A 22,751-nucleotide genomic window follows, 5' to 3' on the forward strand; every position below is an offset into this window, starting at 1 on the left:
ATAGTGAGGAAGAGAGGTGGATGAGATGGATCGGAAAATGTCGCCGCATTCGGCACTTGTTCATCTATTGCAGCAAGGTTCCATGTCTTTTCCGGTGATGTTGTTTACGGAATATAAACGGTTGGGTTTGACCGAAGGACAAGTGATGCTTTTATTGCAGATGATGGTTTTTGAAGAAAAAGAGGAAACCCCTTTTCCCACTGTCAGTCAGTTGGAAGAGAGGATGGACGCTTCTGGCGATCAGATTATGGCTTGGCTTCAATCGTTGGTTCAAGGCGGTTTTTTAACCATCGAGGAATCGGTGAATGAGGAAGGGATCCGTAGCGAGCGTTATTGTACCGCCCCCTTTCTGCAACAGTTGGCGGCTTCCTATCTGGATCGAGACCCGGAGGAGCCCGACGAGTCGGTGGAGAAAGCTTATGAGAATTTATTCCAACGATTTGAACGGGAATTTGGGCGCCCGCTGTCTCCGATGGAGTGTGAAACCTTGACTCAATGGCTGGATGAGGACAAGCACTCGGAACCGCTGATTATTTCGGCACTTCGAGAAGCGGTTTTCTGTGGTAAACTCAGTTTTCGCTATATCGACCGGATATTGCTGGAATGGCAGCAAAACGAAATCCAAACACCGGAGGAAGCGGTGGAGTATTCCCGGAAGTTTCGAAACAAAGGGATTCTCTATCAAACAAGGAATCCTCGGGAAGAGACGGAAGACACCTTTTCCTTTTATAACTGGGTGAAGGGTTGACGATGGACGGAAGCGGATCCGCTTCCGTCCATTTTTTTAAGTGGTGGGTCACGCGTGGACGTGGCTCTGTCGATCCCCGCATACATTGAATAAGGACAGGAGGGGATCGGGTTGGCTCACGATGTGGGAGTACTCATCAGCCGACAGATATTCCAAGACTGTCTGCGGGGAAGGTCCCCTTATGAGCCCTTGGCTCTCTATGATCATTTCGGAAGGAAAGAGGGATTCCAACCAATCTTTTTTACGTTGGAGGATATCTTCTTTCAGGATCTAACGGTGAGGGGGTTCCTTTGTAACAAAGAGGGAGGGGTTTGTCAGAAACGATTGCCGCTGCCGACGTTGATTCATAATCGGATTAAACCGGCTTTCCGGGACAGCAGAGAGCTGGCCCGGTTACGTCAGCTTTCCGAAACGGTGCTTTTCAACGCCGACAACCGCCTCAATAAATGGACGGTTCACCGCATTTGGTCCCGGGAGTCCGACCTGCTTGCCCATCTTCCGGAGACAATCCGGTATCATCCGTCGGAGGTGAAACCGTTTCTCCTTCGCCGCGGTTCGGTCTATTTGAAGCCGTGTCATAAAAGTTTGGCGATCGGGATTTTCCGCATGGACTTGGAGGAAAACGAAAAAAGTGCGAGAATCTCTGTTCCCGGTCAGGAAGAGGGTCAGATTTATTCTCTGGAACGAGCGCTTTCTTTCCTGAAGGAACAGATCGGAAATACTCCGTATTTGGTTCAGCAGTCCCTTCCCTTGATCCGGATCGATCACCATCCCGTCGATATCCGGGTGGCCGTTCAACGGGGAAGAGACGGAGAGTGGCGGGTAAGCGGGATGGTGGCCCGGTTAGGTCCGGTCGGTGGAATAGCGACCAATGTGGCGGTGGGGGGACGGGCGCAACAATTGCTGCCGGTTCTTCGCCAAGCGGGGTTTCAGAAAGCCGAAGGCCTGTGCTGTCGGATCGGAGAAATGGTGGTGAAGGCGGCGGAAGTGTTGTCCCGCCGTTACCCGGAGTTGGCGGACCTGGGATTCGATGTTGCGGTGGAACCCGGTGGAAGGTTGTGGATCATCGAAGTGAATGCACGCGACTTGCGAATCACTTTCCATCAGGCCCGGGATCTGGAGTCCTGGAGGCGGACATTCGCCCGTCCGATGGAGTATGCCTCCTATCTTCTCCGGAAGCAGGATTCTTCCCGTCCCTCGGTGGCGGTCCTGACACCGGGAACTCTGCCTGTGAGAGGAAGATCCAGCGGCTCCGTAGAAACCACCGTGAGGGAAACAGCGGAAAGGTTGGCGGAGGAACGCAGGGTTTATGTTTTGGGGATGGATACCCGGGTGTTAAAAAAATCCTGTCCGGTGGAAGTTCGCGCTTCCAACCGCCGGCAGTATTGGAATCAGGCCTTCGGCCACCTGCGTCGACTCCGTTCCCCGATCATCCAAGTGGAGAACCGGCCGGCAGTCATCGGCGAACTTCGCTCCATCTGTTCCCAGTCTCGTCTCCTTCTCTATCTTCATTCCGATACCTTTATCCGTCCGCCGTATATCCGACCGGCGACGCTTCGCAAAAATCTGGATCATTGTGACGCAATCGTTACAAACAGTGCGCATCTGAAAGAGCAGCTGATTCGCATGTTTCCCCGGTGCCGGGATCGAATCCATGTCGTTGCCCCGGGAGTGAATCTCAACCGTTTTCGCTCTCTTCAGGATCCGAGGGTGCAGGAACAACGGAGTCAGCGGCGCCAGGCGATGGGTTTAATCGGTAAAAAAGTGCTTCTTTTTGTCGGAAGAATGATTCCGCAAAAAGGTTTGCATGTCTTGTTGAAGGGATTAGCGAGAATTCGAGAACGGCATCCGGAGACCCACTTGCTGATTGTCGGAGGAAGCCATTACGGAAGGATGATCCAAACACCCTATGTCCGCATGATTCGAGAGCAGATGAAACCCTTCCGGGACATGGTGACCTGGATTCCTTTTGTTCCCCATTCACAGATGCCCTCTTATTATCAGGCGGCCGATCTCCTGGTGACTCCTTCTCTGGTACGGGAAGCTTTCGGCCTTGTCAATGTGGAAGGGATGGCGACCGGTCTCCCGGTGGTATCCGTCGGAATCGGCGGAATTCCCGAAGTCGTGGAAGATGGAAAAACAGGGGTTTTGCTTTCCCGCAGAGAGTTGGCTCCACGTTTGCCGGAGGTCTGTAGTGACTTGTTCGGAAATCCGCAAAGGATGAAGCGACTGGGAGAAGCCGGTCGGAAGAGAGCGGAAGAGTATTTTGGATGGGACCGGACGGCGGAAGGCATGGAACGCTTGTATAAAGATTTGCTGAAGGATGATACCCCGTTATCGATAGGATAGCGGGGTTATGTTATTTTTTCTTACATAAATACTTTTCGATTCGTTTCTTTTGTGGTAATATGTTAATTAAATTTACATAAAAGAGAGGGATGGTTCATGGAGCGTTTGGCTTTATCTATGGATGCAGTCTGGGTTATGTTATGCGCCGTTCTCGTGATTTCGATGCAGGCGGGTTTTGCGTTGCTGGAAGCGGGATCGACGCGGATGAAGAACGCCGGTCATGTCGCCGGCAAGCAATTGCTGAGCTTTTCCATGGCCGGGCTGGCCTTTTGGGCTGTGGGATATGGTTTGACCTTTGGAGAGGGTAATCGCTGGATCGGTACTACGGGCTGGTTTTTGGATTTGCCGCCGGAGGGTGACAGCATTCCTCTGGAGATCTCTTTTTTATTCCAGCTCTCTTTTGTGGCCGTATCCCTCGCTATCGTCTGGGGCGGGTTTGCGGAACGGGCCAAGCTGGGGGTTTACGTTTTATTCGGTCTTTTATATACGATTGTCATCTATCCGGTTGTCGGTCATTGGATTTGGGGCGGCGGTTGGTTAAGCGAGTTGGGAAAACAGGATTTTGCGGGATCAACGGTCGTCCATCTGCAAGGAGGGGTCGCTGCGCTGGTAGCGACGTGGCTTCTGGGTCCCAGGATCGGCAAATACAACACGAATGGTACACCGCATTCTTTGCCCGGTCATAATCAGGTGTACACGGTGCTGGGGGTACTGGTCATCTGGCTGGGGTGGTTCGGGTTTAATCCCGGCAGTACGTTGAGCGTGCAGGACGGTTTTTTCGGGTATGTCGCTTTAACCACCAATCTGGCAGCGGCTGCCGGGGGCATCGGTGCTTTAGCAACCGCTCGCTTGCGGCTCGGACGGGCGGATATCCCAATGATGCTGAATGGTGTGTTGGCCGGGTTAGTGGCGGTTACGGCCGCCTGTGCCTTTGTGGAATCATGGGCGGCAGTGGTGATCGGGGGGATCGCCGGTTCATTGACGGTATTTACGGCGCAGTACTTTGAACGAAAAGGGATAGACGATCCGATTTACGCTTTTTCGGTACACGGAGTGGCCGGGATCTGGGGAACGCTGTCAACGGGCTTTTTCGCTTCCCCCCGCCTGGTGGAGATAACAGGAGTAGGACAACCGGGATTATTATACGGTGGAGGGTGGACGCAGTTGGGCGTCCAAAGCCTGGGTGTACTGGCCTCTGCGATCTATGTCGCTGTCGTATCCTTTGTCATTCTTCGGCTATTGGATCGTTGGATGGGGTTGCGCGTATCGAAAGAAGAGGAAGTCATGGGACTGGACTTAAGCGAACATGGAGCCTACGGATACCCGGAGTTGAATTCCGCCGAAAAAATGTAACCATAAAGCGCCGGAGAAGAAGTACGTAGAAGTTAAGGGACCCATTTCTACCCAAGATAGAAATGGGTCCTTCTGTGATTGGAGACTTATGTTTGGAAGAGACTCATTCCATGCTTTTTTGTTTGGTTTGATTGAAGTGATTTATTTTTAATCAGGTGATAAATGCCATAAAACAGTGTCATACTCCCGATCAGAGCCAGAACCCATACCGAACTTCCGGAGATAGGGAAAAATCATCTTAAATTAAAACAAGTTTGTAACGCAAACAAAAAAAGAAATATCGAAAAAACATGTCTCCCAAGACAAGTGACCTGCGCCGATGTTCAGCGCAGGTGCTTCAGTTGGTCGATCACTTTTTCCAGGTGGAGTTTCCGGGAGGCCTTGAAATAGATGATCGATTGCTCCGGAGTTTGTTTGAGGTGGCGAATTAAGGCGGATCGGTTGGTAAAATGAAAGACTTTATTGGAATCCATTCCGTTTGCAACAGCTGTTCTCCCGATTTCCTTCGCCAGTTGTCCGTAGGTGACCAATTGTTTTAAACGGAGTTTGGCGGCATGTTGCCCCACCTTTTGGTGAGCCCACCGGGAATACCGGCCCAGCTCCAACATGTTTCCCAGTACGGCTACGGTCGGACGATTATCGGACATGTTGTGGAGGACGGTCAGCCCTGCTTTCATCGCTGAGGGATTGGCATTCCAGGCATCGTTGATCAATCGGCGTCCGGATTTGCCGCGAATAACCTGAAATCGCATTTTGGGAAGGCGGACTCTAGCGAGTCCCCGTTGAATTTGGGAGACACTGAAATCCAGGCTGCGGGCGATACCGATGGCGGCAAGGGCGTTGTATACGTTGTGATGACCCCACGTAGGGATGGAGAATGAATGTTTCCGTCCATCCAAAAGAACGTCGAATGTCATCCCGGTGTTCGTATATTTCACGTTTTCTGCACGAAGGTTTGCCGGATTGGTGATGCCAAAGGTTTTGCGTGTGCCTCGAAACCGCTTCGTCGATAACTTTTTGGACCCGGGACAATCCGCATTTAAAAATAATGTGCCACCCGGGCGCATTCCTTCGACCAATTCCTGTTTAGCTCGTACAATGGCGTCTAAGGAACCCAAGCTGCCTACATGCGCTTCTCCCACATTGGTAACGGCCCCCACCTGGGGACGGACTACACGACATTGGCGGGCGATATTGTTAAGGGATTTCATCCCCATCTCCAGTAATAAAAGATGGTCACCGGGCTTGAGGCGGAGGAGATAGGAGGGAAGGAACGTGAAGGTGTTCAAATTTCCCTGGGTCTTCACCGTCCGTAAACGCTGTCGAAGAATGGAATGGATCATTTCGGTGGTGGTGGATTTACCGGCACTTCCGGTAACGGCTACCACCCGTACGGGAACTTTTTTCATGTTCCACAAGGCAAGTTTCCAATATGCCGACGGTATGTTCCGGTGAGTAATAACGGCGACACCGGATGGCAACGAAGAAGAGAGATGCTCGGGTACAACGGCGGCGATGGGGCGGATCCGCCGAAGGGCTTCCAGCTGTCTGTTCCATGACTTGGATTTGGAATAGAAGTAGATCTGATTCGATCGCAAATATTTACTTTTGCCCAGGTTGGCTGATCGGACAAGGCGATCAGCCGTTCCGCGGATCAGGGATCCACCCATGATTTGGGTGCATTCTCGAAGGGTGACGGGTTTCGTAATAACCGCCTCCTATACTGTGAAATCCTCCTGATGATTGGCTTACCCGTATGATATTCGAAATCACATGATTTGGGACAGGATAAATGCCCAATTTTAAACGGGATACAGGCACTCCAGCAGGATGATTCACCTTTAAGAGGAGTCGGAATCATAACTCCTCGGGAAGGAAGCTGAAACAAAGGGAACGCTAGAAGCGTTGTGAAAAAGTCCCCTGTTCGGGAGGGTGGGGTTCCACACGCCGTTTCGTTGTTCTGACGAGCCAAAGGCACTCCGTGTGGAACCCCACCCCGACCCACCAAGGATGTGCTAAAATCACAACGCTTCTAGGGTAAGGACAAATTTACCTATCGTTCAAAATCTTCATAGAACGGATGAAATTTATGGTCGTCGCGGAAACAGCCTTCGTTCCACTCGATCCATCCTTTGCTCCAGTGAATAAATTCTCCTGGAAAGGTTGTAAATCGTCCTTCCTAAATCCGGCTGTTGTTGTACTTCGTAAGGACCGTACTGTTGAAGATTCGGGTTCAAGTTGTAATTCCAATAGTTCATGTTTTTATCTATTCCTTTCTTAAGTAGGATACTTCACCTATATTCTTGAGGATATGAGATGAAACGGCAAATGACTATATTTTCGAATCCGGAGGTATTGGGTTTACCGGAACGAAAAAAGAAAATGGTACGGTAGTCATTTCTGTAACAAAAAACTGGTACTTTGAAAAAGGAAAGTACCTCCTATTAGCCATACGGGGCGTCAAGGCCTTGACCCAAAATAACAAGGAGGTACTCACATGAAGTATAAGCAAAATCGGAAACTGGAGAAAATCATGGAATCGACGTTCCGTCTCGATTCGAACCCTTCAAACGGAACATGGGAAAACTAACGTCCTGTTCGGAGAGGGAGGTGCATAGAACGGTACAAATGTGGGGTTTACTGTATGTGAAGGAAACAGAATGTCCCTCACCGGTGTTCGTTATTAACAGTTTCCCATCCTTTTAAATTGGATACCCCGTAGTTTGCGAAATGATTAATCATGATCGCCATTTCTTTTGGAGATGGGTCCATTTCATTCTCAATCCAATCCTTAATAACATGGATCGCTCCACTCACCACGAACGTACTCAAATACCGTGAGTCTACTTCTTTTAAATGATGGACGGTATTCATCATAAAACGTTGCGCGATATCCATCAGCCGTTGTTCAAAAGCGGGGTCCCTATTTTTGGTTAATAAGGTTTGAAAGAGAAATTTGTTGTTTGTGATGTATTCTAATAATTTCTGGGTCATCTTTAATGACTCTTCTTCGATTGTAAATCTGTAACTGTTCAGATACGTATTCATATCTTCGATAATCTCCCATTCGATCTTATCCAGTAAGTCATACGGATCTGAATAATGCATGTAAAACGTGGAGCGATTAATATCCGCCATTGCACAGATTTCTTTAACCGTAATGGCGGATATCGGTTTGTCGTCGGCTAGTAATTCAATGAGACTTTCTTTTAATACTTTGCGTGTGTGTTTTTTGCGCCGATCCAATTTCTTACTCAACCTGATAAACCCCTTTTATAATATTTTGTTAAATCCAACATCATCTAAAAAAGTGTTGAAAAGCGAACAAACTTTATAAAACTGTTTGTTGTATTTACGACACAGTGTCTATTAAAATAATAAAGTGTCTAAAGGCTAATATCAAGAGAGGATGAAGCCTTATTGACTTCTCAGTAAAAATTATAAAACATAAAAAACCTATTGTGATAACCGTTGTGGTTCTTGCTCTAGTCAGCACGATCATGCAGTTTGCAGTCTCTGTCAATTACAATATGGTTGATTATTTACCTGATGATGCACCATCTATACAAGCCATGGATTTAATGGAAGACGAATTTGATGAGCCGATTGCCAATGCGAGAGTGATGGTTCGCGATGTATCGATTACCGAATCTTTAGCATACAAAGAAAGATTAGAAGCAATCGATGGTGTCACTGGAGTCACTTGGTTAGATGATGTTATCGATCTAAAAAAGCCCATCGAAATGGCGGATCCAGATACGGTAGAACCTTATTATCAAGATGAAACAGCGTTATTCTCGTTAAATATCCGTGAGGGTGATGAAGTCGCAACCACCGATCAAATTTATGACTTGATCGGTGAGGAAAACGCCATTTCTGGCGAAGCAGTCGATACAGCGACATCCCAAAAAATGGCCGGTCAAGAGTCTTTAAATGCCGCCGCTTTGTTAGTTCCCATCATTATCATCATTTTAATTCTATCCACAACATCTTGGATCGAACCGTTATTTTTTTTAACGGCCATCGGAATTTCCGTTCTAATTAACTTGGGAACGAATATTTTCATCGGTGAAATATCCTTTGTTACACAGTCGGTAGCACCGATCTTACAACTGGCTGTATCTTTGGATTACGCCATTTTTCTGCTTCACAGCTTTTCAGACTATCGCAAACGGGTATCGGATCCCAATGAAGCGATGCGGCGAGCCATCAAACAATCGTTCCCCGCTATTGCAGCCAGTGCATCAACAACGTTTTTCGGCTTCATCGCACTATCATTTATGAATTTTGGCATCGGCGCTGACTTAGGCTTTAACCTTGTCAAAGGAATTGTTCTCAGCTTTATTAGCGTCGTCGTCTTTCTACCTGCTTTAACGCTGATGTTTTACAAATGGATCGATCGTACACAACATAAACCATTATTTCCGAGCTTAGAAAATATCGGAAAGCGGGTTATGCAATTTCGAATTCCAAATTTAATCCTCCTTTTACTCTTGATCGTACCGGCATTTTTAGCTCAGAGCCAAACCTCCTTTATCTACGGGGTTGGAGAACAGCCAGAAACAACCCGGGCGGGTGCTGATGCAGCCGCTATACAGGAAGAGTTCGGAAAGAATACTTCGATGATCCTACTTGTTCCTAAAGGGGGGATGGGTAAGGAAGAAGAACTCGTTCAACACTTAGAGGAACTCCCTCATGTGTCGAGTGTTATTTCATACGTAAACACTGTCAGTTCGGCTATTCCGCCTGACTATTTAGAGGAGTCGGCGACGGAACCATTTTACTCAAAAAACTACACGCGAATCACGCTGAATACCGAGACCGACTCGGAAGGTGATGAAGCCTTTTCGTTAATCGATGAAGTTCGAGATACAGCTGAATCCTATTATGATGAGGTCCATCTGCTCGGTGAGAGTGTGACACTGTATGATATAAAAAATACCGTTGAACAAGATAACACGGTCGTGAATTTGCTAACGATTATTATGATCGCCATCGTGCTTGTCATCACTTTCCGATCGATCTCGATCCCGATTGTCTTATTACTGACGATTCAATCGGCCGTATGGCTAAACTTATCTGTCCCATATTTCACAGATTCGTCATTGGTGTATGTCGGTTATTTAATCATCAGTACGGTACAACTCGCTGCCACAGTCGATTACGGTATCTTATTTACGGAAAACGATCGAAACCTCCGTCAAGAAATGCCTGCCATGAAGGCGATTAAGAAGACGATCGATGACAAGATGTTTGCGATATTGATATCTGCTTCCATCTTATCAAGCGTTGGGTTTATTTTATCGTTCACATCAACAAACCCCATTGTGTCTTCGATTGGGTTATTGCTGGGCAGAGGTGCATTACTCGCGTTTGTGATGGTCGTTTTCGCCTTACCAGCTATGTTGGTCGTATTCGATCGAGTGATTGAAAAAACAACGCTGCGAGCGAACTTTTATAAGGGGAAAGGAGAATGATGATGAGGTTTAAACGGACTGGTGCCATATTCATGGCCCTCCTTCTTGTGATACCGACGCATCTCGTATCAGCGGCGAAACAAGAAGAAAAATCACAAAGCGAAGGATCCTATTCTGAGAAAAGCGAAGTTGTATATGCCACATTAGAGGCCAATGGCGATCAAAAAGAGATGTATGTCGTCAACCATTTCTCAATCGATAAATCTGGAAAAATCATCGACTATGGACCTTACACCAGTGTTGAAAATTTAACCAACTTAACAGAGATGAAATTGAACGATCATCAAGTTGGGTTTACCGCCACAGAAGATCCGTTTTATTACCAAGGGAATCTAGAAGGTCGATCATTACCATGGGATATCGATGTGTCCTATCAATTAAATGGTGAAACCTTACCTCCTGAAAAACTGTTAGGTAAAGATGGAAAACTGGAGATTCACATTGATACCAAAGCGAACGAAAAGGATAATCCCTTTTTCAAGAATTATATGTTACAGATATCCCTTCCTTTAAACTCGGATATCTATCAAAATATCGAGACTCAAAACGGAACAATCGCCGATGCAGGAAAAAATAAACAAGTGGCCTTTACCGTTATGCCTGAAAAAGAAGAGAGCTTTGTTGTAAAAGCTGATGTAAAGGATTTAGAAATCGAAAGTATAGAAATAACGGGCATGCCAGCCTCCATGCCCATTGATACGTCTAATGCCGATGACATCACAAATGATGCGAAGTCTCTATCCGATGCGACAAAAGGCATTGATGTAGGCATTGATGAACTGAATAAAGGGATAACAGAATTAAATCAGGGTGTCGTGAGCTTGCACGGAGGGTCGCAGGAGTACAAGAAGGGAATTAATAAACTCGATCATGGCTCCTCAGAACTGATTGAAGGATCTAAGTCCATTGATGAATCGCTAGAAAAAATGAGTCAGTCATTAGGAAGTCATTCGGGTCAGATGAATGTGAGCAAATTACAGGAACTACAAAAAAGACTCACGGACATGGCAAACGGGTTAAAAGTAACAGAAAATAACCTTGCTGATTTACGGGATCGATATTCGAACGCTTACAATAGACTAGACAAATCGATAGCGGCCATTCCCGCTTATCATATCTCCGATGAAGAAATACAGGAATTAAAAGAGAGCGATGCGGATTCTAAAGTTGTCGATAAACTGGTCAAAACCTATACTGCTGCCCGTGCCACGAAGGATACCTATTCCGATTTGAAAAAAACCTTTCGAGCAGTGGATCCGACGCTTAAAGACGTTACAGGCTCCGTTCATGATATGAGAATCTATCTAGAAACCATCGTTGATGAATTAGACAAAAGCCTGGATCATACGAATTTGGATGAATCGATGAAGGAATTACAGCAAGGGTTAAATGCTCTATCATCCAATTATAAATCCTTCCATTCGGGATTGGTCGATTATACCGAAGGTGTAGCCAGATTATCAAAATCATATGGGGAGTTACATGGTGGCATCACAGAACTGACAAATGGAACACATGAATTAAAAAATGGCGTTCATGAACTCCATAATGGTACATCGGAGTTGGCTCAATCGACGAATGATCTACCAGATCAAATTCAAACCGAAATCGACCAAATGACCGATGAATACGATAAATCGGATTTTGACCCCGTTTCATTTGTTTCATCCAAAAATAAAAAGGTTCAGTCTGTGCAATTTGTCATGAAAACAGAAAGCATAAAAAGAGATAAAGACAAAAAGGATGATCAACAAAAAGAAGAAGAGAAAAAGGGATTCTGGGACCGGTTCTTGGATTTGTTTAGATAAGACCTGATAGAAGATCTTTTGCAGACTTTTGATTACGGGAGCTTTGTTCAGAAGAGATCGGAGGTAATGCGGAAAGATCAGTTGTTGGACGTCTCTCTAAACAATGAGCAACGACCATGGTCCATATAGGCTGCTGCCGTGCCTTATTTTTTTCGCTGAGCATACCGTTAGGCGAGAAACCATGGGAAGGAAGCGGTTTAATGGAAAAATGCAGAAACAAAAGCTCGTCGTTGCCCATGTATCCCTATTTTGGCTATGAAACTCAGTGTGAGCAGGTTCCCATCACTTTTCCTCCTCAGCATCAAGACAGACAGCCTGGTCTGGAATACATGATGAAACCCCTGCCAATAGCCGATAACCCTGAATACAGGGGAAGTGGGAAGATGGCCGGGAAAGTTGCGATCATCACGGGAGGGGACAGTGGAATCGGTCGCGCTGTCGCTATTGGCTTCGCCAAAGAGGGGGCGGACGTGGTGATTGTTTATTTATATGAACGCCGAGATGCCATAACGACCCAGCGGATGGTGGAGCGATATGGGCGTAGATGTCTGTTAATCGAGGGCGATTTGCGTCAATCCGCATTTTCGGATGAAGTCGTGCAAAAAACGCTTGAGTACTACGGTCAAATGGATGTTTTAGTCATCAATCAAGCGGTCCAGTTCCCCCAAGAAAGCATCCGGGATATTTCCGACAAACAGTTGGAAGATACATTCCGTACCAACATTTTTCCTCACTTTTACCTGACTCGAGCGGCTATCCCTTATCTTCGTCCGGGAAGTTCGATCATCAGTACAACATCTGTCACCGCGTATGAGGGGGCTCCACTGCTGGTTGATTATTCTTCCACAAAAGGAGCTATTGTGTCATTTACCCGTTCTTTGTCTCTTCAATTGGTTCGTTGCGGGATACGAGTGAATGCAGTTGCTCCCGGGCCGATATGGACACCATTGATCGTATCCAGTTATTCAGCCGATTATGTGAAGACCTTCGGTTCGGATACGCCTATGAAACGCGCCGGTCAACCATTTGAACTCGCTCCGACATACGTCTATTTGGCATCCGATGATTCATCATACGTTACCGGTCAGGTATTGCATGTCAATGGTGGCGTCATCACGGAAACTTGATTAAAAAAGCAAAATCCGCAATAAAAAGGCTGCTGACTTCAATTCTGATCAGCAGCCTTACCCGCTGAGCGGGTCCTTTATTTGAAAACCCCTTGAGAGTGTGATAGAAAAATGACATATTGGAGAGTGATTGACGGCAGATGAATCGGCCATGAGATTTTCCCGGACCACCGGGCCGTACATACCCAGCCAAAACCACCATGCCGAAGTTTCATGGTCAGTCCACCCTTCTTCTCTGGAGGGTTCACACGGCTCCGACTTTGAAACGGGTTACCTGGATGTCTGTTCATTTTGTACCGAGGCTTCCAATGAAGTTCCCTCATAGATGGGGATGTTGTGAAAAAAATCGCTGAGCTGTTTTAAGGCTTGTTCCGCATCGGGACCAGCGGCCGTGAGAACCAACTGATCCCCACTTTCCACCCCGACAAATAGTGAAACGAGACCCAACAGCCCCTTGCTGTTGGCAGTGATCTTACCATGACAAACCATGATATGGCTAGAATAGCGGCGGGCGGTTTCGACGAATTGAGTCACTTCCCGCAGGGACGGTTTGGCTCGGATGGTGAAGTTTCGTTTTTTACGCACTGGAATTCCTCCCTAATTAAAATCTAAAAAAGAACAGGTAGTAGAATCGGGGTTAACAGCCCGACTATGAATGCGGTCAAAGTCATCCCCGCCACCTACATGGCGGTGGCGGGTTCTCCCCACTTGGAAGCGCTGACCTTCTACCATCTGGGCCGCGGTACCCATCGCCAGGCCTTTCAGCCATTGGCTCTGCACTCCCATCCACGTTACCCCTATGATCACCGCCGGAGGGATCGGGAGGTGTAGAAACCGAACCACCCACTCGGATCCGTAAAATAAGAGGAACAGGATTTCCAAAACCACAAACCAAATGGAACGATTGTTCTTCCCCATCCCCTTCTGTTTCTGCCGGTCCATTGTTGATTCTTACTATACGGCTCCTCCCCTTTTTTGCGCAAATTTTATGTAAGATTATATAACACGGAAAAAGCGTTTACATCTCTTTTTTGCTCTTTATTCGATTTTCATCCGTAAATGTGTAAATAAAATTTACATATAAATAATCTTGAGACGCAGTCCATTTTCGAATATGTTATATTAACTTACAATAATAAACGCATATACTCCGATTTCCGTCGGGGGACAAAAAGGGTGAGGTGCTTCCTATTATATCCTGGTTTAAATGCAAGGTTCCGGGTAGTGGTGAAGGAAGGACTTTTTTACGGTATGGGGCGAAGACTTTATGGTAAAGACAAGGAGGTTGAAAAGATGAAGGGGTTAGAGGAATTCGTTTATAAAATGGTCGATTCACAGTACGAAATCAATCTTTCGAAAGAGGTCTCTGAACTTCATCCAAAGAGGTTGAGGCTCCAACTGAACGAACATGGTTTGGAACCGATTTATCGATACAGAAAAGAGATTGCACGGTTCTACACCTATAAAGACGATCTCCGTCAGGAACTGATTTACTATATGACGAAACAAACCAAAAACACGATCCACCATTTGAATCAATTTGTTCATCTAACTCCGCAAGATGAAGATTCTTTGATCAACCTCTACTCTCAATTCGTTCATGTCACTCTGAATGGGTTTAGATGTTCCGAGTCCTTTCCTGTTTTCAAAAGTCATCTGCGAGGCAGCATCGACCGTCATTCGTCGTTTCTGACTCATTATTTGCATACCATCCGCGATGCTCACATCATCCGTTCAGACTCCTTCCAACCTGTTGTATGTCACGAATATACCCCGACACTGCAGTTACGCCTGCTCGGAATGCAGCATTCCCAAATTCAAGAACCGATCCTGGATATTGGTTGTGGAAGCCAGGGGCGATTGGTTCGGTATTTCCGCGATCAGGGATTGGAGGCCTATGGAGTGGATCGACATGTTATTCAAGATCTTTATCTTTTTGAGGCAGATTGGTTTGAATTTCCTTTTCTAAAGAATACATGGGGAACGATTCTTTCCCATATGGCGTTTTCCAATCATTTTGTTCATCATCATTGGAGGAAAGACGGACAACCCGAAAAGTACGCCGAGATTTATATGAACATCTTGGAGTCCTTAAGAAAGAAGGGAAGTTTTTTCTATGTTCCCGGACTTCCATTTATAGAAGAATGGTTACCATCCAATCGCTATCGACTCCAACGAACCACGATAGACCGGCAACCATCTTTTTATTCGACACAAATCATGAAGCGGTGAAAGAAGATTGCGCAATACCTGATTTCATATGGCATACGGCATAAGCTGAATTAATGGCAATGCTTCGGTTTTTGGATTTCACCAATAGAAATGACTCGACTACTTTTGTCGAGTCATTTCTATTTAAAAAAAGGTCGAGAAGGGGCGGGTTTCATTTTTGGGACAGTGACCCTTAAAGAGGGGGGAGTTGCTTGTAAACCCGGATCATCTGCGGCACAACTTTCCGAACATCATGCATATCTTCCACGTACTTCCGACCCGAGATGCCCAGTCTTCTCCGTTCTGCCGGGTGTGTGATAAGCCATTCTAATTGTTCATAGAGGGTTGCAGGATTAGCAGAAACGATAGGGGGATCGGTGAGAAAGGTAGATTTTAGGTCTTCCCGAAGGTAGGAAATGACAGGTTTCCCCAAAGCCATCGCTTCCACCGCCAGTACCCCATAGGTACCGATCAAAAGCTGGTCAATAATGATATCCGCACGGGAATAGATTTTGAGTGCCTTACGTTGCGGAAGGTTTTTGACCAGTTGAAAGTCGAAATCGTAGCGCCTCTGCAATTCTTTGACGGTGTCGATCACGTCCCCGCTTCCTTTGAAGAAAGGCAAGGAAGGGGCATGGACCACCAGTGGGCGATCGTTTTTCTCATCAGGGAACCGGGGGCGAAATGATTGCGTTTGAATCATGCGCGGTACCACGTGAACCTTTTCATAGAAAAGCTTGGCGTGTTCGTACAGCTCATAGTCGGGAACTACAGCATCGCGAATACGACGGGATAATATTTTAAGATGATTGACTACTTGCTCCTCCGTTTGCCCATTTCGATAAAGGATTCGGATATAAGGGTTGTTTTTTCGTGCAGCGGAACGGATTCTTACATCATTACCACAATGTCGCATCAATACTTTTTTGTGTTGATGAATTAATTGATCGAGATCGGAACCATCATTATATATGGTTAGACCCCAGTAATAATGAAAAACATCAAATTCATTCCAGTGTTCAGAAAACCATTTTTTCATCTCTGGCCGTGAAAGTTGCAGTTGGCGATAATGTCCAAAAGGGTTTCGATTATAAGTACACAGGGTCACTTGATAATCAATCCCGTTCAAGTTTTTGGCTAGAAGTCCCGCTTGACCGGCCATATCCACAGGTGCAATAAGGATTCGCATAGTCTGAGGCCTCCCTTTTTTCAATAGCATGATCATTACAATATACTTTCTGATGGGATAAACGGAACGGCTACCATGGACACGGCCCCAATCCTTTTGAAATCAGCAGAATATAATAAAGAAAGATGTTGGGAGGGATAGACGTGTATCGTTGGTTTTATCTCGAAAATCACCTAAAATTTTTGGAAACGATCCCGTCTGGATTCAAAGGATTGGGAGTTTCATATGATTTGCCCCGCAAACAAATCACTCCCGATCAACTGGCTCACCAATTGGAAGAGGTAAGGCCAGACATTATATTGGCCACGGGGTGGACCCCTTTACAAAGAGAACCCTACTTCCGTGTGATCAATCAATATTGCAATAGATACAACGCATTTCACGTGTTTTGGTCCTTTGAGGATCCCTTGCATACCGAGACGTGGGGCATGTACTATGCTGAAACAGGAAAACCCGATTACGTGTTCACACACTCCTTTGACTCTGCTTCGATCTATCAACAAATCGGGATCCCTTCCAGCTACATGCCGTTTGCATGTAACCCCGATATTCATCGAACGCTCCCGGCTCAGCCACGCTATCAATCCGATATCGCTTTGGTGGCCAATCTCAAAACCGCTTGCCACACCTTTCGTATCGCCAGTTTGGAAACTTTATTAAAGCCCCTGATCAATCGGGGGTATGATGTCGCCATTTGGGGACAGGGTTGGCGAGAGAACCGATCAGCTCTACCTTTTCATGTACCCGATGACATGATTCGGGGTCCGATTCCATATGATCAAGTTCCATATGTATATGCTTCATCCAAAATCATCTTAGGGGTGCAAAACTCCCCGGATCTGCTCACGCGTCGAACCTTTGAGTGCCTGGGGTCGGGAGGCTTCCTCCTTACTAATGATACGAAAGGCGTACGTCGACATTTTCAGTCGGGAATCCATCTCATGACGAGCCGCAATCCTTCCGAGACCATTTCGATGGTTGACAAATTTCTCCGTGAGGGGAGTTTTCGCAAGCAAATTGCTTCGGCCGCGCAAAGAGAAGCGCATCGCAACCATACGTATTCAACCCGAGTAAGTGCAATGACCCAAGCGATACAACCCTATGTATCTGCCAAAAAACAGAAAAAACGTGTTTCCCTCTTCACCCCTCGTTTAAAGCAAGAAGTTCGTCCTCGACTAAACTTTACAGGAAGCAATAACCAGGGTATGCTCGGGCAATATCTTAGAGTCGGTCGGAGCCATCAATCCGTTCAACATGCTTATCTATGGTTTGACGTTCAAGAGGATCTCCTGCGATCCTGGAGGATTGCTTCAGCAAAGTTGAAAATGTTTCTTGTATCCCCGGCAGCCGGCCATCCGACGATCAAATGTTATGCCATTCGATCCCCGTGGAATAAAAAATCCCTGCAAAATGGTTCACCTCCGAAACGAAGCACCCAACCGATTGCTAAAACACAAATTCGCTCATCCTTTTCTAAGGAATACCCCTACAAAGATAATTGGTATACGTTCAACATAACCCATGTCGTCCGTGAGTGGTTAACGGGTACGCAAAAGAACTACGGACTATGTCTGGGGCTTTCTGATGCGAATTTCGGTTTCCTTCAGTTTACAAGCACTCGTTGGAACGGTCGAAACAAATACGTTTTGGGACGGGTTTATTATAGACGGTACCTACCGAGGTTGGAGATCATTTATGAAAATCAGACTCCGATCCAATTGAATAGCTGGTCCGCGTTTAAAGAATAGCTTTCACTCATCGGGTAGCAAAAACCCGGCTCCTTAGCACAGGATGCCGGGTTTTTCGGTGCCGTTTAGCCACCTTTTAATGGGAGGCGAAATATGAGAAGCGATTAAACAGTGTGTCATTTGTGGGTTGAAAATGCAATGTTTCATGACGCAGAGGGATCCAAAACGTGTAAGAAGTAAACAAGATCGAGTTTAGGGTTCGCTGGGGTCTTTACGTAGACCGGCACTGCAAAACCCAGCCCCTCGGAGCTAGACTTCCGAGGGGCTGGGTTGCCGGATTAGTTTTGAGCGGTCTGTTTTCTTCTCTTCGTTGTCCATCCCGCCAGGAGAACCCCAAGGATAATCAGGATCTCCAGGCCGTATTTAATGAGGGGATCGCCTTCGAAAAATTCCTTGACAAAAGGTTCATCCACGATCATTTTACCAGCGGTCCAGGCCAGCACGCCAGCACCGATATAGATAATCATAGGGTAGCGCTCGATCAGACGCAAAATGACGGTACTGCCCCAGATGATGATTGGGACGCTGATCAACAAGCCGAGGATCACCAGCAGGTAATGGCTGTGGGCGGCTCCAGCGATCGCCAACACGTTATCCAGTCCCATCACCGCATCGGCGATGATAATGGTCTGAATCGCACCCATCATACTTTGGCTGGCTTTGACATCTTCATGGTCTTTTTCTTCCACCAACAGTTTGTAAGCGATCCAGATCAACAGAAGTCCCCCGGCCAGCAACAGTCCGGGGATTTTCAGTAGCCATACGACGGCCAGAGTGGCGACGGCCCGGATAACGATAGCTCCGACGGTTCCCCAGATGATCGCCGGTTTCTGTTTATCCTTGGGCAGGTTTCGCGCTGCCAACCCGATGACGATCGCATTGTCGCCGGCCAACACCAAATCGATAATGATAATGGAAACGAGTGCTTGAAAAAACTCTACAGAAAAAAGTTCCATCCAATCCATAACCTCGCTTTTTTGGTTATTTTATTTTAAACAAAATAAAAAGACCCTCACCAAATAACGGTAAAGGTCTTGCTAACAACGTGTACGTTGCCAACAAAGCCGGGGAACAATTCCCGTAATGACGACTTTGTTGTCACAGCTACTCCCCTTTAAAGGAAGAAAAGAAGGTATTCATTTGCACTGATTTCATCATATGCGAGAATAAAAGCCGAGTCAAGAGCCTAGATGAAAAATTTATCTTCATTTGAGTTTTTAATTTCATAAACAAGTTTGTAAAACAAACAATCGATTTCTATCGCAAAAGAGCATCATTCATAGAATGGTGCTCCCTTTCGATATCACCCCCTATTGATATTAGGCGTTTATCCCCGTGCCAATGCCAGGGGGATGACATAGGATGAGTGTAGGTTTTGACTCGCCTAAAAGCGGAGCAATCGAAAGGGAAGGGAGAGGAGAGAATGAAAGGGGTGATCCTCGCCGGAGGAACGGGATCCCGGCTGTATCCTTTAACCAAGGTTACAAATAAGCATCTGTTGCCGGTCGGAAGATACCCGATGATTTATCATCCTATTTCCAAGATGGTGGAGTGCGGCATTCGGGATATCCTGATCGTAACCGGGGTGGAGCATATGGGGGACGTTGTCCGGTTGTTGGGAAGCGGAAACGAGTTTCATGCCCGGTTTTCATACCAGGTACAGGATCAACCCGGAGGTATCGCCCAGGCTTTGCAAATGGCTTCCTCTTTCGCCGGTAAAGAGCCGATTCTGGTCATTCTGGGGGACAATGTGTTTGAGGACTCGCTGATCCCTTTTGTTCGTTCCTTTGAAAAACAGAAAAAAGGAGCCAAACTACTGTTAAAAGAAGTGGACCATCCGGAACGGTTCGGAGTGGCAGAGATCGAGGGAGACCGGATTATCGGAATCGAGGAGAAACCAAAAGAACCTAAGAGCTCTTACTGTGTCACGGGTATTTATTTATACGATTCCCAGGTATTTTCCTTCATCCGTCAACTTTCTCCATCCGCGAGAGGGGAACTGGAGATTACCGATGTGAATAACCTTTATATCCAAAACAGCATCCTGACTTATGATCGATTGCAGGGGTGGTGGAGCGACGCCGGAACTCCTTCTTCGTTACTTCGAGCCAATCAATACGCCACGGATCTGTCGCTTCGCTTCAACCCGGAATCGGGAGAAGATGCGTCATGAGTCGGACCATCCTTGTCACTGGAGGGACGGGTTTTATCGGGAGCCATTATATCCGTTATTTGCTGAAACGGTACCCGGCCGTCCAGGTTCTCAATGCCGACGCTCTCACATACTCCGCCAACCGGATCAACCTAAAGGAAGTGGAAGGAGATTCCCGCTATTCGTTCATCCGAGTCGATTTGTCCGATCCGACTGAGGTGAAACACCTCTTTGAACGTAAAATTGATGAGGTGGTCCATTTTGCGGCGGAAAGCCACGTGGACCGAAGCATCCAGGGGGCCGATGTTTTTATTCATTCCAATATCATCGGCACTTATCATCTGCTGGAGGAAGTGAGGCGTTCCCAGACCGTCGAACGAATGGTCCATATTTCCACAGATGAAGTATACGGCAGTATTCCACGAGGGCGGACCCGGGAGGGGGAGGCCCTGGTCCCGGGAAACCCCTACTCGGCGAGCAAAGGGTCGTCGGATCTTTTCTGCTTAGCCTATGCAAACACTTATGGACTTCCCCTGATGATTTCCCGGTGTACCAACAATTACGGACCCAACCAACACCCGGAAAAGTTTATTCCCCGGATGATCCTGCATGCCCTCCAGGATCGCCTGCTTCCCATCTACGGAAACGGATTGCAAGAACGGGACTGGATCCATGTCGAAGACCACTGTGCAGCGGTGGACCGCATCCGGAAAAGGGGAGAACCCGGTGAGATCTATCATATCGGGATGGAACAAACCGTTTCCAATCGAGAGATTGCCCGTCGCATCCTCACCCTATTGAACAAACCAGGGGACCGGATCCGTTACGTCTCTGACCGTCCTGGACATGATCTTCGCTATTCTCTGGACACGACCAAAATTCGCGAGCAATTGAGTTGGTCCCCCCAAATCTCTTTGGAAAAAGGGCTCCAGCAAACCGTCGAATGGTACGCCCGTGTCGACGATGAATGGTTGCAATCCTTCGGGGCGGTCGACCCGAAAGAAGGGGAAGGGAACCGGGAATGAACATCGTGATTACCGGAGCCGGAGGACAGCTTGGCGAAGATATTCTTCGCCTGTTGACCCGTACCCGGAACTGGCGAGTGTCCGGTTACCAAAGAAAGGACTGGGATCTTACAAACGCGGGAAAAACCTTGCAAGTGATCGGTACGGAACAGCCGGATGCTGTGATTCATTGTGCCGCCTTCACTGACGTAGATCGGTGTGAGACATTTCCCCGCGAAGCGTTTCGGGTGAATGCGAGAGCTACCCGGGATCTGGCGGCGGCCTGTCAGCGTCACGGAGCCAAACTGATCTATATCAGTACGGATTATGTCTTTGACGGAAAGAAAACAACCGGATACACGGAAGAAGATCTTCCTTCTCCGATCAATGCCTACGGTAAAACCAAATGGATCGGTGAACAGTGGGTCAAGCGGCTTTGCTCCGATCACTTGATCCTCCGAACCGCCTGGGTATACGGAAATTACGGTCGCAACTTCGTCTCCGCAATCCTTCGAAAAGCGGAAAAGGGAGAGCCTTTATCCGTCGTGGATGATCAGGTGGGGTGTCCCACCTATACAGTTGATTTAGCGGAACAAGTGAGAAATCTGTTGGAAACATCGCTGACAGGAGTAATTCACACTGCCGGAAGCGGCCGTTGTTCCTGGTACGAGTTTGCCGCATCCATACTCAAGCGGGCCGGGTTCCGGGGAAACCGGCTGGAACGGATCTCATCCCGCCAGCTGAAACGAGAGGCGGTTCGTCCGGATGTATCCGTTTTACGATCGATTCGGTTGGAGGAGAACGGTCTAGAAAGGTTGCCTCACTGGAAAGAAGGATTGAATCGTTATTTCATGGACCGGGAGGAGGGAAAGGACGATGATCGAAGGCGTTGTCTTTAAAAAATTGCTTAAACATTGCGACGATCGGGGTACCTTTATGGAAATTGTACGGGATGATGAAAAACTTCTGGAACGTTTCGGCCAGCTATCGGCATCCATGTCGTATCCTGGTGTGATCAAAGCGTTTCACTATCATCAATACCAGGATGATCTGTGGTACTTTCCCGCCGGAAACGCACAAGTGGTCCTGTACGATCTACGTCCCTCATCAACAACTTATCAACAGACCGATGTTTATTATATGGGAGAAGAAAATCCATCCGCCCTCCTGATTCCCAAGGGAGTGGCGCACGGATACCGGGTGTTGGGCCAGCTTCCGGCGACGATCGTTTATTTGACCACCGAGTCTTATCGTCCGGAACAGCCGGATGAAAAACGGATTCCCTGGGATGACCCGATTATCGGGTTTGATTGGAAAACGCATCACCGCTGAAAGGCGGGGAAGGTGAGGTCGGGAAAGTATGTTGGATCTTTGGGTATTTGTCGATGAGCCATCGACTACATCCTTCCCCTCCTTTCCCCCCTTGGTTCTCCAAACGGGAATCGCAATCACACCGATCTCTCGACGAACCTGGAATTCCCGGGGGTGGACTTCGATCGAAAAAAAGGGGGGAACCGGTTGGGGCGAAAGGGTACGGAGCGAAATTCAGAAAGATTCCTCTGTCCGGGTCCATTGGGTTGGGCTC

The 22,751-nt window shown here is 47.2% G+C and carries 18 protein-coding genes; 13 read left to right on the plus strand and 5 right to left on the minus strand.

The features are described 5' to 3' along the window. Positions 1-25 precede the first annotated feature (25 nt). The 3 genes from CHM34_RS00590 to CHM34_RS00600 all read left to right on the plus strand — a co-directional run bounded on the left by CHM34_RS00590 (position 26) and on the right by CHM34_RS00600 (position 4,450). Complete coding sequence (locus CHM34_RS00590) at positions 26-748, plus strand: DnaD domain protein (protein WP_094262650.1); 723 nt, start codon at positions 26-28, stop codon at positions 746-748. A 111-nt stretch (positions 749-859) separates the two neighbouring features. Next, entirely contained in the window at positions 860-3,097 is a 2,238-nt protein-coding gene (locus CHM34_RS00595) for a YheC/YheD family protein (protein ID WP_094262651.1), read from the plus strand. A 96-nt stretch (positions 3,098-3,193) separates the two neighbouring features. Beyond that, entirely contained in the window at positions 3,194-4,450 is a 1,257-nt protein-coding gene (locus tag CHM34_RS00600; protein WP_094262652.1) for an ammonium transporter, read from the plus strand. 323 nt (positions 4,451-4,773) lie between these two features. Here CHM34_RS00600 and CHM34_RS00605 read toward each other — a convergent pair whose 3' ends face one another. Beyond that, positions 4,774-6,120: a UDP-N-acetylmuramoyl-tripeptide--D-alanyl-D-alanine ligase gene (locus CHM34_RS00605; RefSeq protein WP_094262653.1), complete on the minus strand. Its 1,347-nt coding sequence runs from the start codon at positions 6,118-6,120 to the stop codon at positions 4,774-4,776. Between the two features lie 997 nt (positions 6,121-7,117). Next, on the minus strand, positions 7,118-7,708 hold the full coding sequence (locus CHM34_RS00610) for a TetR/AcrR family transcriptional regulator (RefSeq protein WP_094262654.1): 591 nt from the start codon (positions 7,706-7,708) through the stop codon (positions 7,118-7,120). Between the two features lie 272 nt (positions 7,709-7,980). On the opposite strand from CHM34_RS00610, the gene CHM34_RS00615 reads away from it, so the two are divergent. From CHM34_RS00615 to CHM34_RS00625, 3 genes are all read left to right on the plus strand, one after another. Continuing rightward, complete coding sequence (locus CHM34_RS00615; RefSeq protein ID WP_240511830.1) at positions 7,981-9,927, plus strand: efflux RND transporter permease subunit; 1,947 nt, start codon at positions 7,981-7,983, stop codon at positions 9,925-9,927. A gap of 2 nt (positions 9,928-9,929) precedes the next feature. Continuing rightward, a complete protein-coding gene (locus CHM34_RS00620) occupies positions 9,930-11,735 on the plus strand; it encodes a YhgE/Pip domain-containing protein (protein ID WP_094263053.1) in 1,806 nt (601 codons plus the stop codon). A gap of 200 nt (positions 11,736-11,935) precedes the next feature. Further along, positions 11,936-12,862 carry an SDR family oxidoreductase gene (locus CHM34_RS00625; RefSeq protein ID WP_094262655.1) on the plus strand — a complete coding sequence of 309 codons (927 nt, stop codon included), beginning with the start codon at positions 11,936-11,938 and terminating at the stop codon, positions 12,860-12,862. Positions 12,863-13,132: 270 nt separating this feature from the next. Here CHM34_RS00625 and CHM34_RS00635 read toward each other — a convergent pair whose 3' ends face one another. After that, positions 13,133-13,447, minus strand: coding sequence for an HPr family phosphocarrier protein (locus tag CHM34_RS00635; RefSeq protein WP_169713510.1), 315 nt, complete (start codon positions 13,445-13,447; stop codon positions 13,133-13,135). 66 nt (positions 13,448-13,513) lie between these two features. Here CHM34_RS00635 and CHM34_RS18880 point away from each other — a divergent pair, with 66 nt between their 5' ends. Then, on the plus strand, positions 13,514-13,693 hold the full coding sequence (locus CHM34_RS18880; RefSeq protein WP_141201601.1) for a hypothetical protein: 180 nt from the start codon (positions 13,514-13,516) through the stop codon (positions 13,691-13,693). 462 nt (positions 13,694-14,155) lie between these two features. Further along, positions 14,156-15,094, plus strand: a complete 939-nt coding sequence (locus tag CHM34_RS00645; RefSeq protein ID WP_094262659.1) for a class I SAM-dependent methyltransferase — start codon at positions 14,156-14,158, stop codon at positions 15,092-15,094. Positions 15,095-15,266: 172 nt separating this feature from the next. On the opposite strand, the gene CHM34_RS00650 is transcribed toward CHM34_RS00645, so the two are convergent. Then, positions 15,267-16,262, minus strand: coding sequence for a glycosyltransferase family 4 protein (locus tag CHM34_RS00650; RefSeq protein WP_169713511.1), 996 nt, complete (start codon positions 16,260-16,262; stop codon positions 15,267-15,269). Positions 16,263-16,387: 125 nt separating this feature from the next. On the opposite strand from CHM34_RS00650, the gene CHM34_RS00655 reads away from it, so the two are divergent. Then, a complete protein-coding gene (locus CHM34_RS00655) occupies positions 16,388-18,010 on the plus strand; it encodes a glycosyltransferase family protein (RefSeq protein ID WP_094262661.1) in 1,623 nt (540 codons plus the stop codon). Between the two features lie 278 nt (positions 18,011-18,288). Here the strand turns inward: CHM34_RS00655 and CHM34_RS00660 are convergent, their stop codons facing one another. Further along, a complete protein-coding gene (locus CHM34_RS00660) occupies positions 18,289-18,966 on the minus strand; it encodes a TerC family protein (protein WP_094262662.1) in 678 nt (225 codons plus the stop codon). A gap of 467 nt (positions 18,967-19,433) precedes the next feature. Between CHM34_RS00660 and CHM34_RS00665 the strand changes: the two genes are divergently transcribed. Genes CHM34_RS00665 through CHM34_RS00680 form a run of 4 tightly spaced genes read left to right on the plus strand, consistent with a single transcriptional unit; the run spans position 19,434 to position 22,498 of the window. After that, positions 19,434-20,183 carry a sugar phosphate nucleotidyltransferase gene (locus CHM34_RS00665; RefSeq protein ID WP_094262663.1) on the plus strand — a complete coding sequence of 250 codons (750 nt, stop codon included), beginning with the start codon at positions 19,434-19,436 and terminating at the stop codon, positions 20,181-20,183. Beyond that, positions 20,180-21,187, plus strand: a complete 1,008-nt coding sequence (gene rfbB / locus CHM34_RS00670) for a dTDP-glucose 4,6-dehydratase (RefSeq protein ID WP_094262664.1) — start codon at positions 20,180-20,182, stop codon at positions 21,185-21,187. Before CHM34_RS00665 ends, rfbB begins: the two co-directional genes overlap by 4 nt. Then, the gene (gene rfbD, locus CHM34_RS00675; protein WP_169713513.1) at positions 21,184-22,065 is read left to right on the plus strand and encodes a dTDP-4-dehydrorhamnose reductase; all 882 of its coding nucleotides are present in this window, start codon (positions 21,184-21,186) and stop codon (positions 22,063-22,065) included. The genes rfbB and rfbD overlap by 4 nt, the downstream gene beginning before the upstream one ends. Beyond that, a complete protein-coding gene (locus CHM34_RS00680) occupies positions 22,043-22,498 on the plus strand; it encodes a dTDP-4-dehydrorhamnose 3,5-epimerase family protein (protein ID WP_094262666.1) in 456 nt (151 codons plus the stop codon). Before rfbD ends, CHM34_RS00680 begins: the two co-directional genes overlap by 23 nt. Positions 22,499-22,751: the final 253 nt, after the last annotated feature.

It is taken from the genome of Paludifilum halophilum, from assembly GCF_002245355.1.
GTDB lineage: Bacteria > Bacillota > Bacilli > Thermoactinomycetales > DSM-45169 > Paludifilum > Paludifilum halophilum.

Excerpts from the sequence above, each read along its gene's own strand:
- CHM34_RS00615 (WP_240511830.1), top strand. The coding sequence starts at position 7,981 with ATGGTTGATTATTTACCTGATGATGCACCATCTATACAAGCCATGGAT.
- rfbD (WP_169713513.1), top strand. The coding sequence starts at position 21,184 with ATGAACATCGTGATTACCGGAGCCGGAGGACAGCTTGGCGAAGATATT.
- CHM34_RS00660 (WP_094262662.1), bottom strand. The coding sequence starts at position 18,966 with ATGGAACTTTTTTCTGTAGAGTTTTTTCAAGCACTCGTTTCCATTATC.
- rfbB (WP_094262664.1), top strand. The coding sequence starts at position 20,180 with ATGAGTCGGACCATCCTTGTCACTGGAGGGACGGGTTTTATCGGGAGC.
- CHM34_RS00590 (WP_094262650.1), top strand. The coding sequence starts at position 26 with ATGGATCGGAAAATGTCGCCGCATTCGGCACTTGTTCATCTATTGCAG.
- CHM34_RS00625 (WP_094262655.1), top strand. The coding sequence starts at position 11,936 with ATGGAAAAATGCAGAAACAAAAGCTCGTCGTTGCCCATGTATCCCTAT.
- CHM34_RS00605 (WP_094262653.1), bottom strand. The coding sequence starts at position 6,120 with ATGGGTGGATCCCTGATCCGCGGAACGGCTGATCGCCTTGTCCGATCA.
- CHM34_RS00600 (WP_094262652.1), top strand. The coding sequence starts at position 3,194 with ATGGAGCGTTTGGCTTTATCTATGGATGCAGTCTGGGTTATGTTATGC.
- CHM34_RS00645 (WP_094262659.1), top strand. The coding sequence starts at position 14,156 with ATGAAGGGGTTAGAGGAATTCGTTTATAAAATGGTCGATTCACAGTAC.
- CHM34_RS00650 (WP_169713511.1), bottom strand. The coding sequence starts at position 16,262 with ATGCGAATCCTTATTGCACCTGTGGATATGGCCGGTCAAGCGGGACTT.
- CHM34_RS00655 (WP_094262661.1), top strand. The coding sequence starts at position 16,388 with ATGTTGGGAGGGATAGACGTGTATCGTTGGTTTTATCTCGAAAATCAC.
- CHM34_RS00665 (WP_094262663.1), top strand. The coding sequence starts at position 19,434 with ATGAAAGGGGTGATCCTCGCCGGAGGAACGGGATCCCGGCTGTATCCT.
- CHM34_RS00620 (WP_094263053.1), top strand. The coding sequence starts at position 9,930 with ATGAGGTTTAAACGGACTGGTGCCATATTCATGGCCCTCCTTCTTGTG.
- CHM34_RS18880 (WP_141201601.1), top strand. The coding sequence starts at position 13,514 with ATGAATGCGGTCAAAGTCATCCCCGCCACCTACATGGCGGTGGCGGGT.
- CHM34_RS00680 (WP_094262666.1), top strand. The coding sequence starts at position 22,043 with ATGATCGAAGGCGTTGTCTTTAAAAAATTGCTTAAACATTGCGACGAT.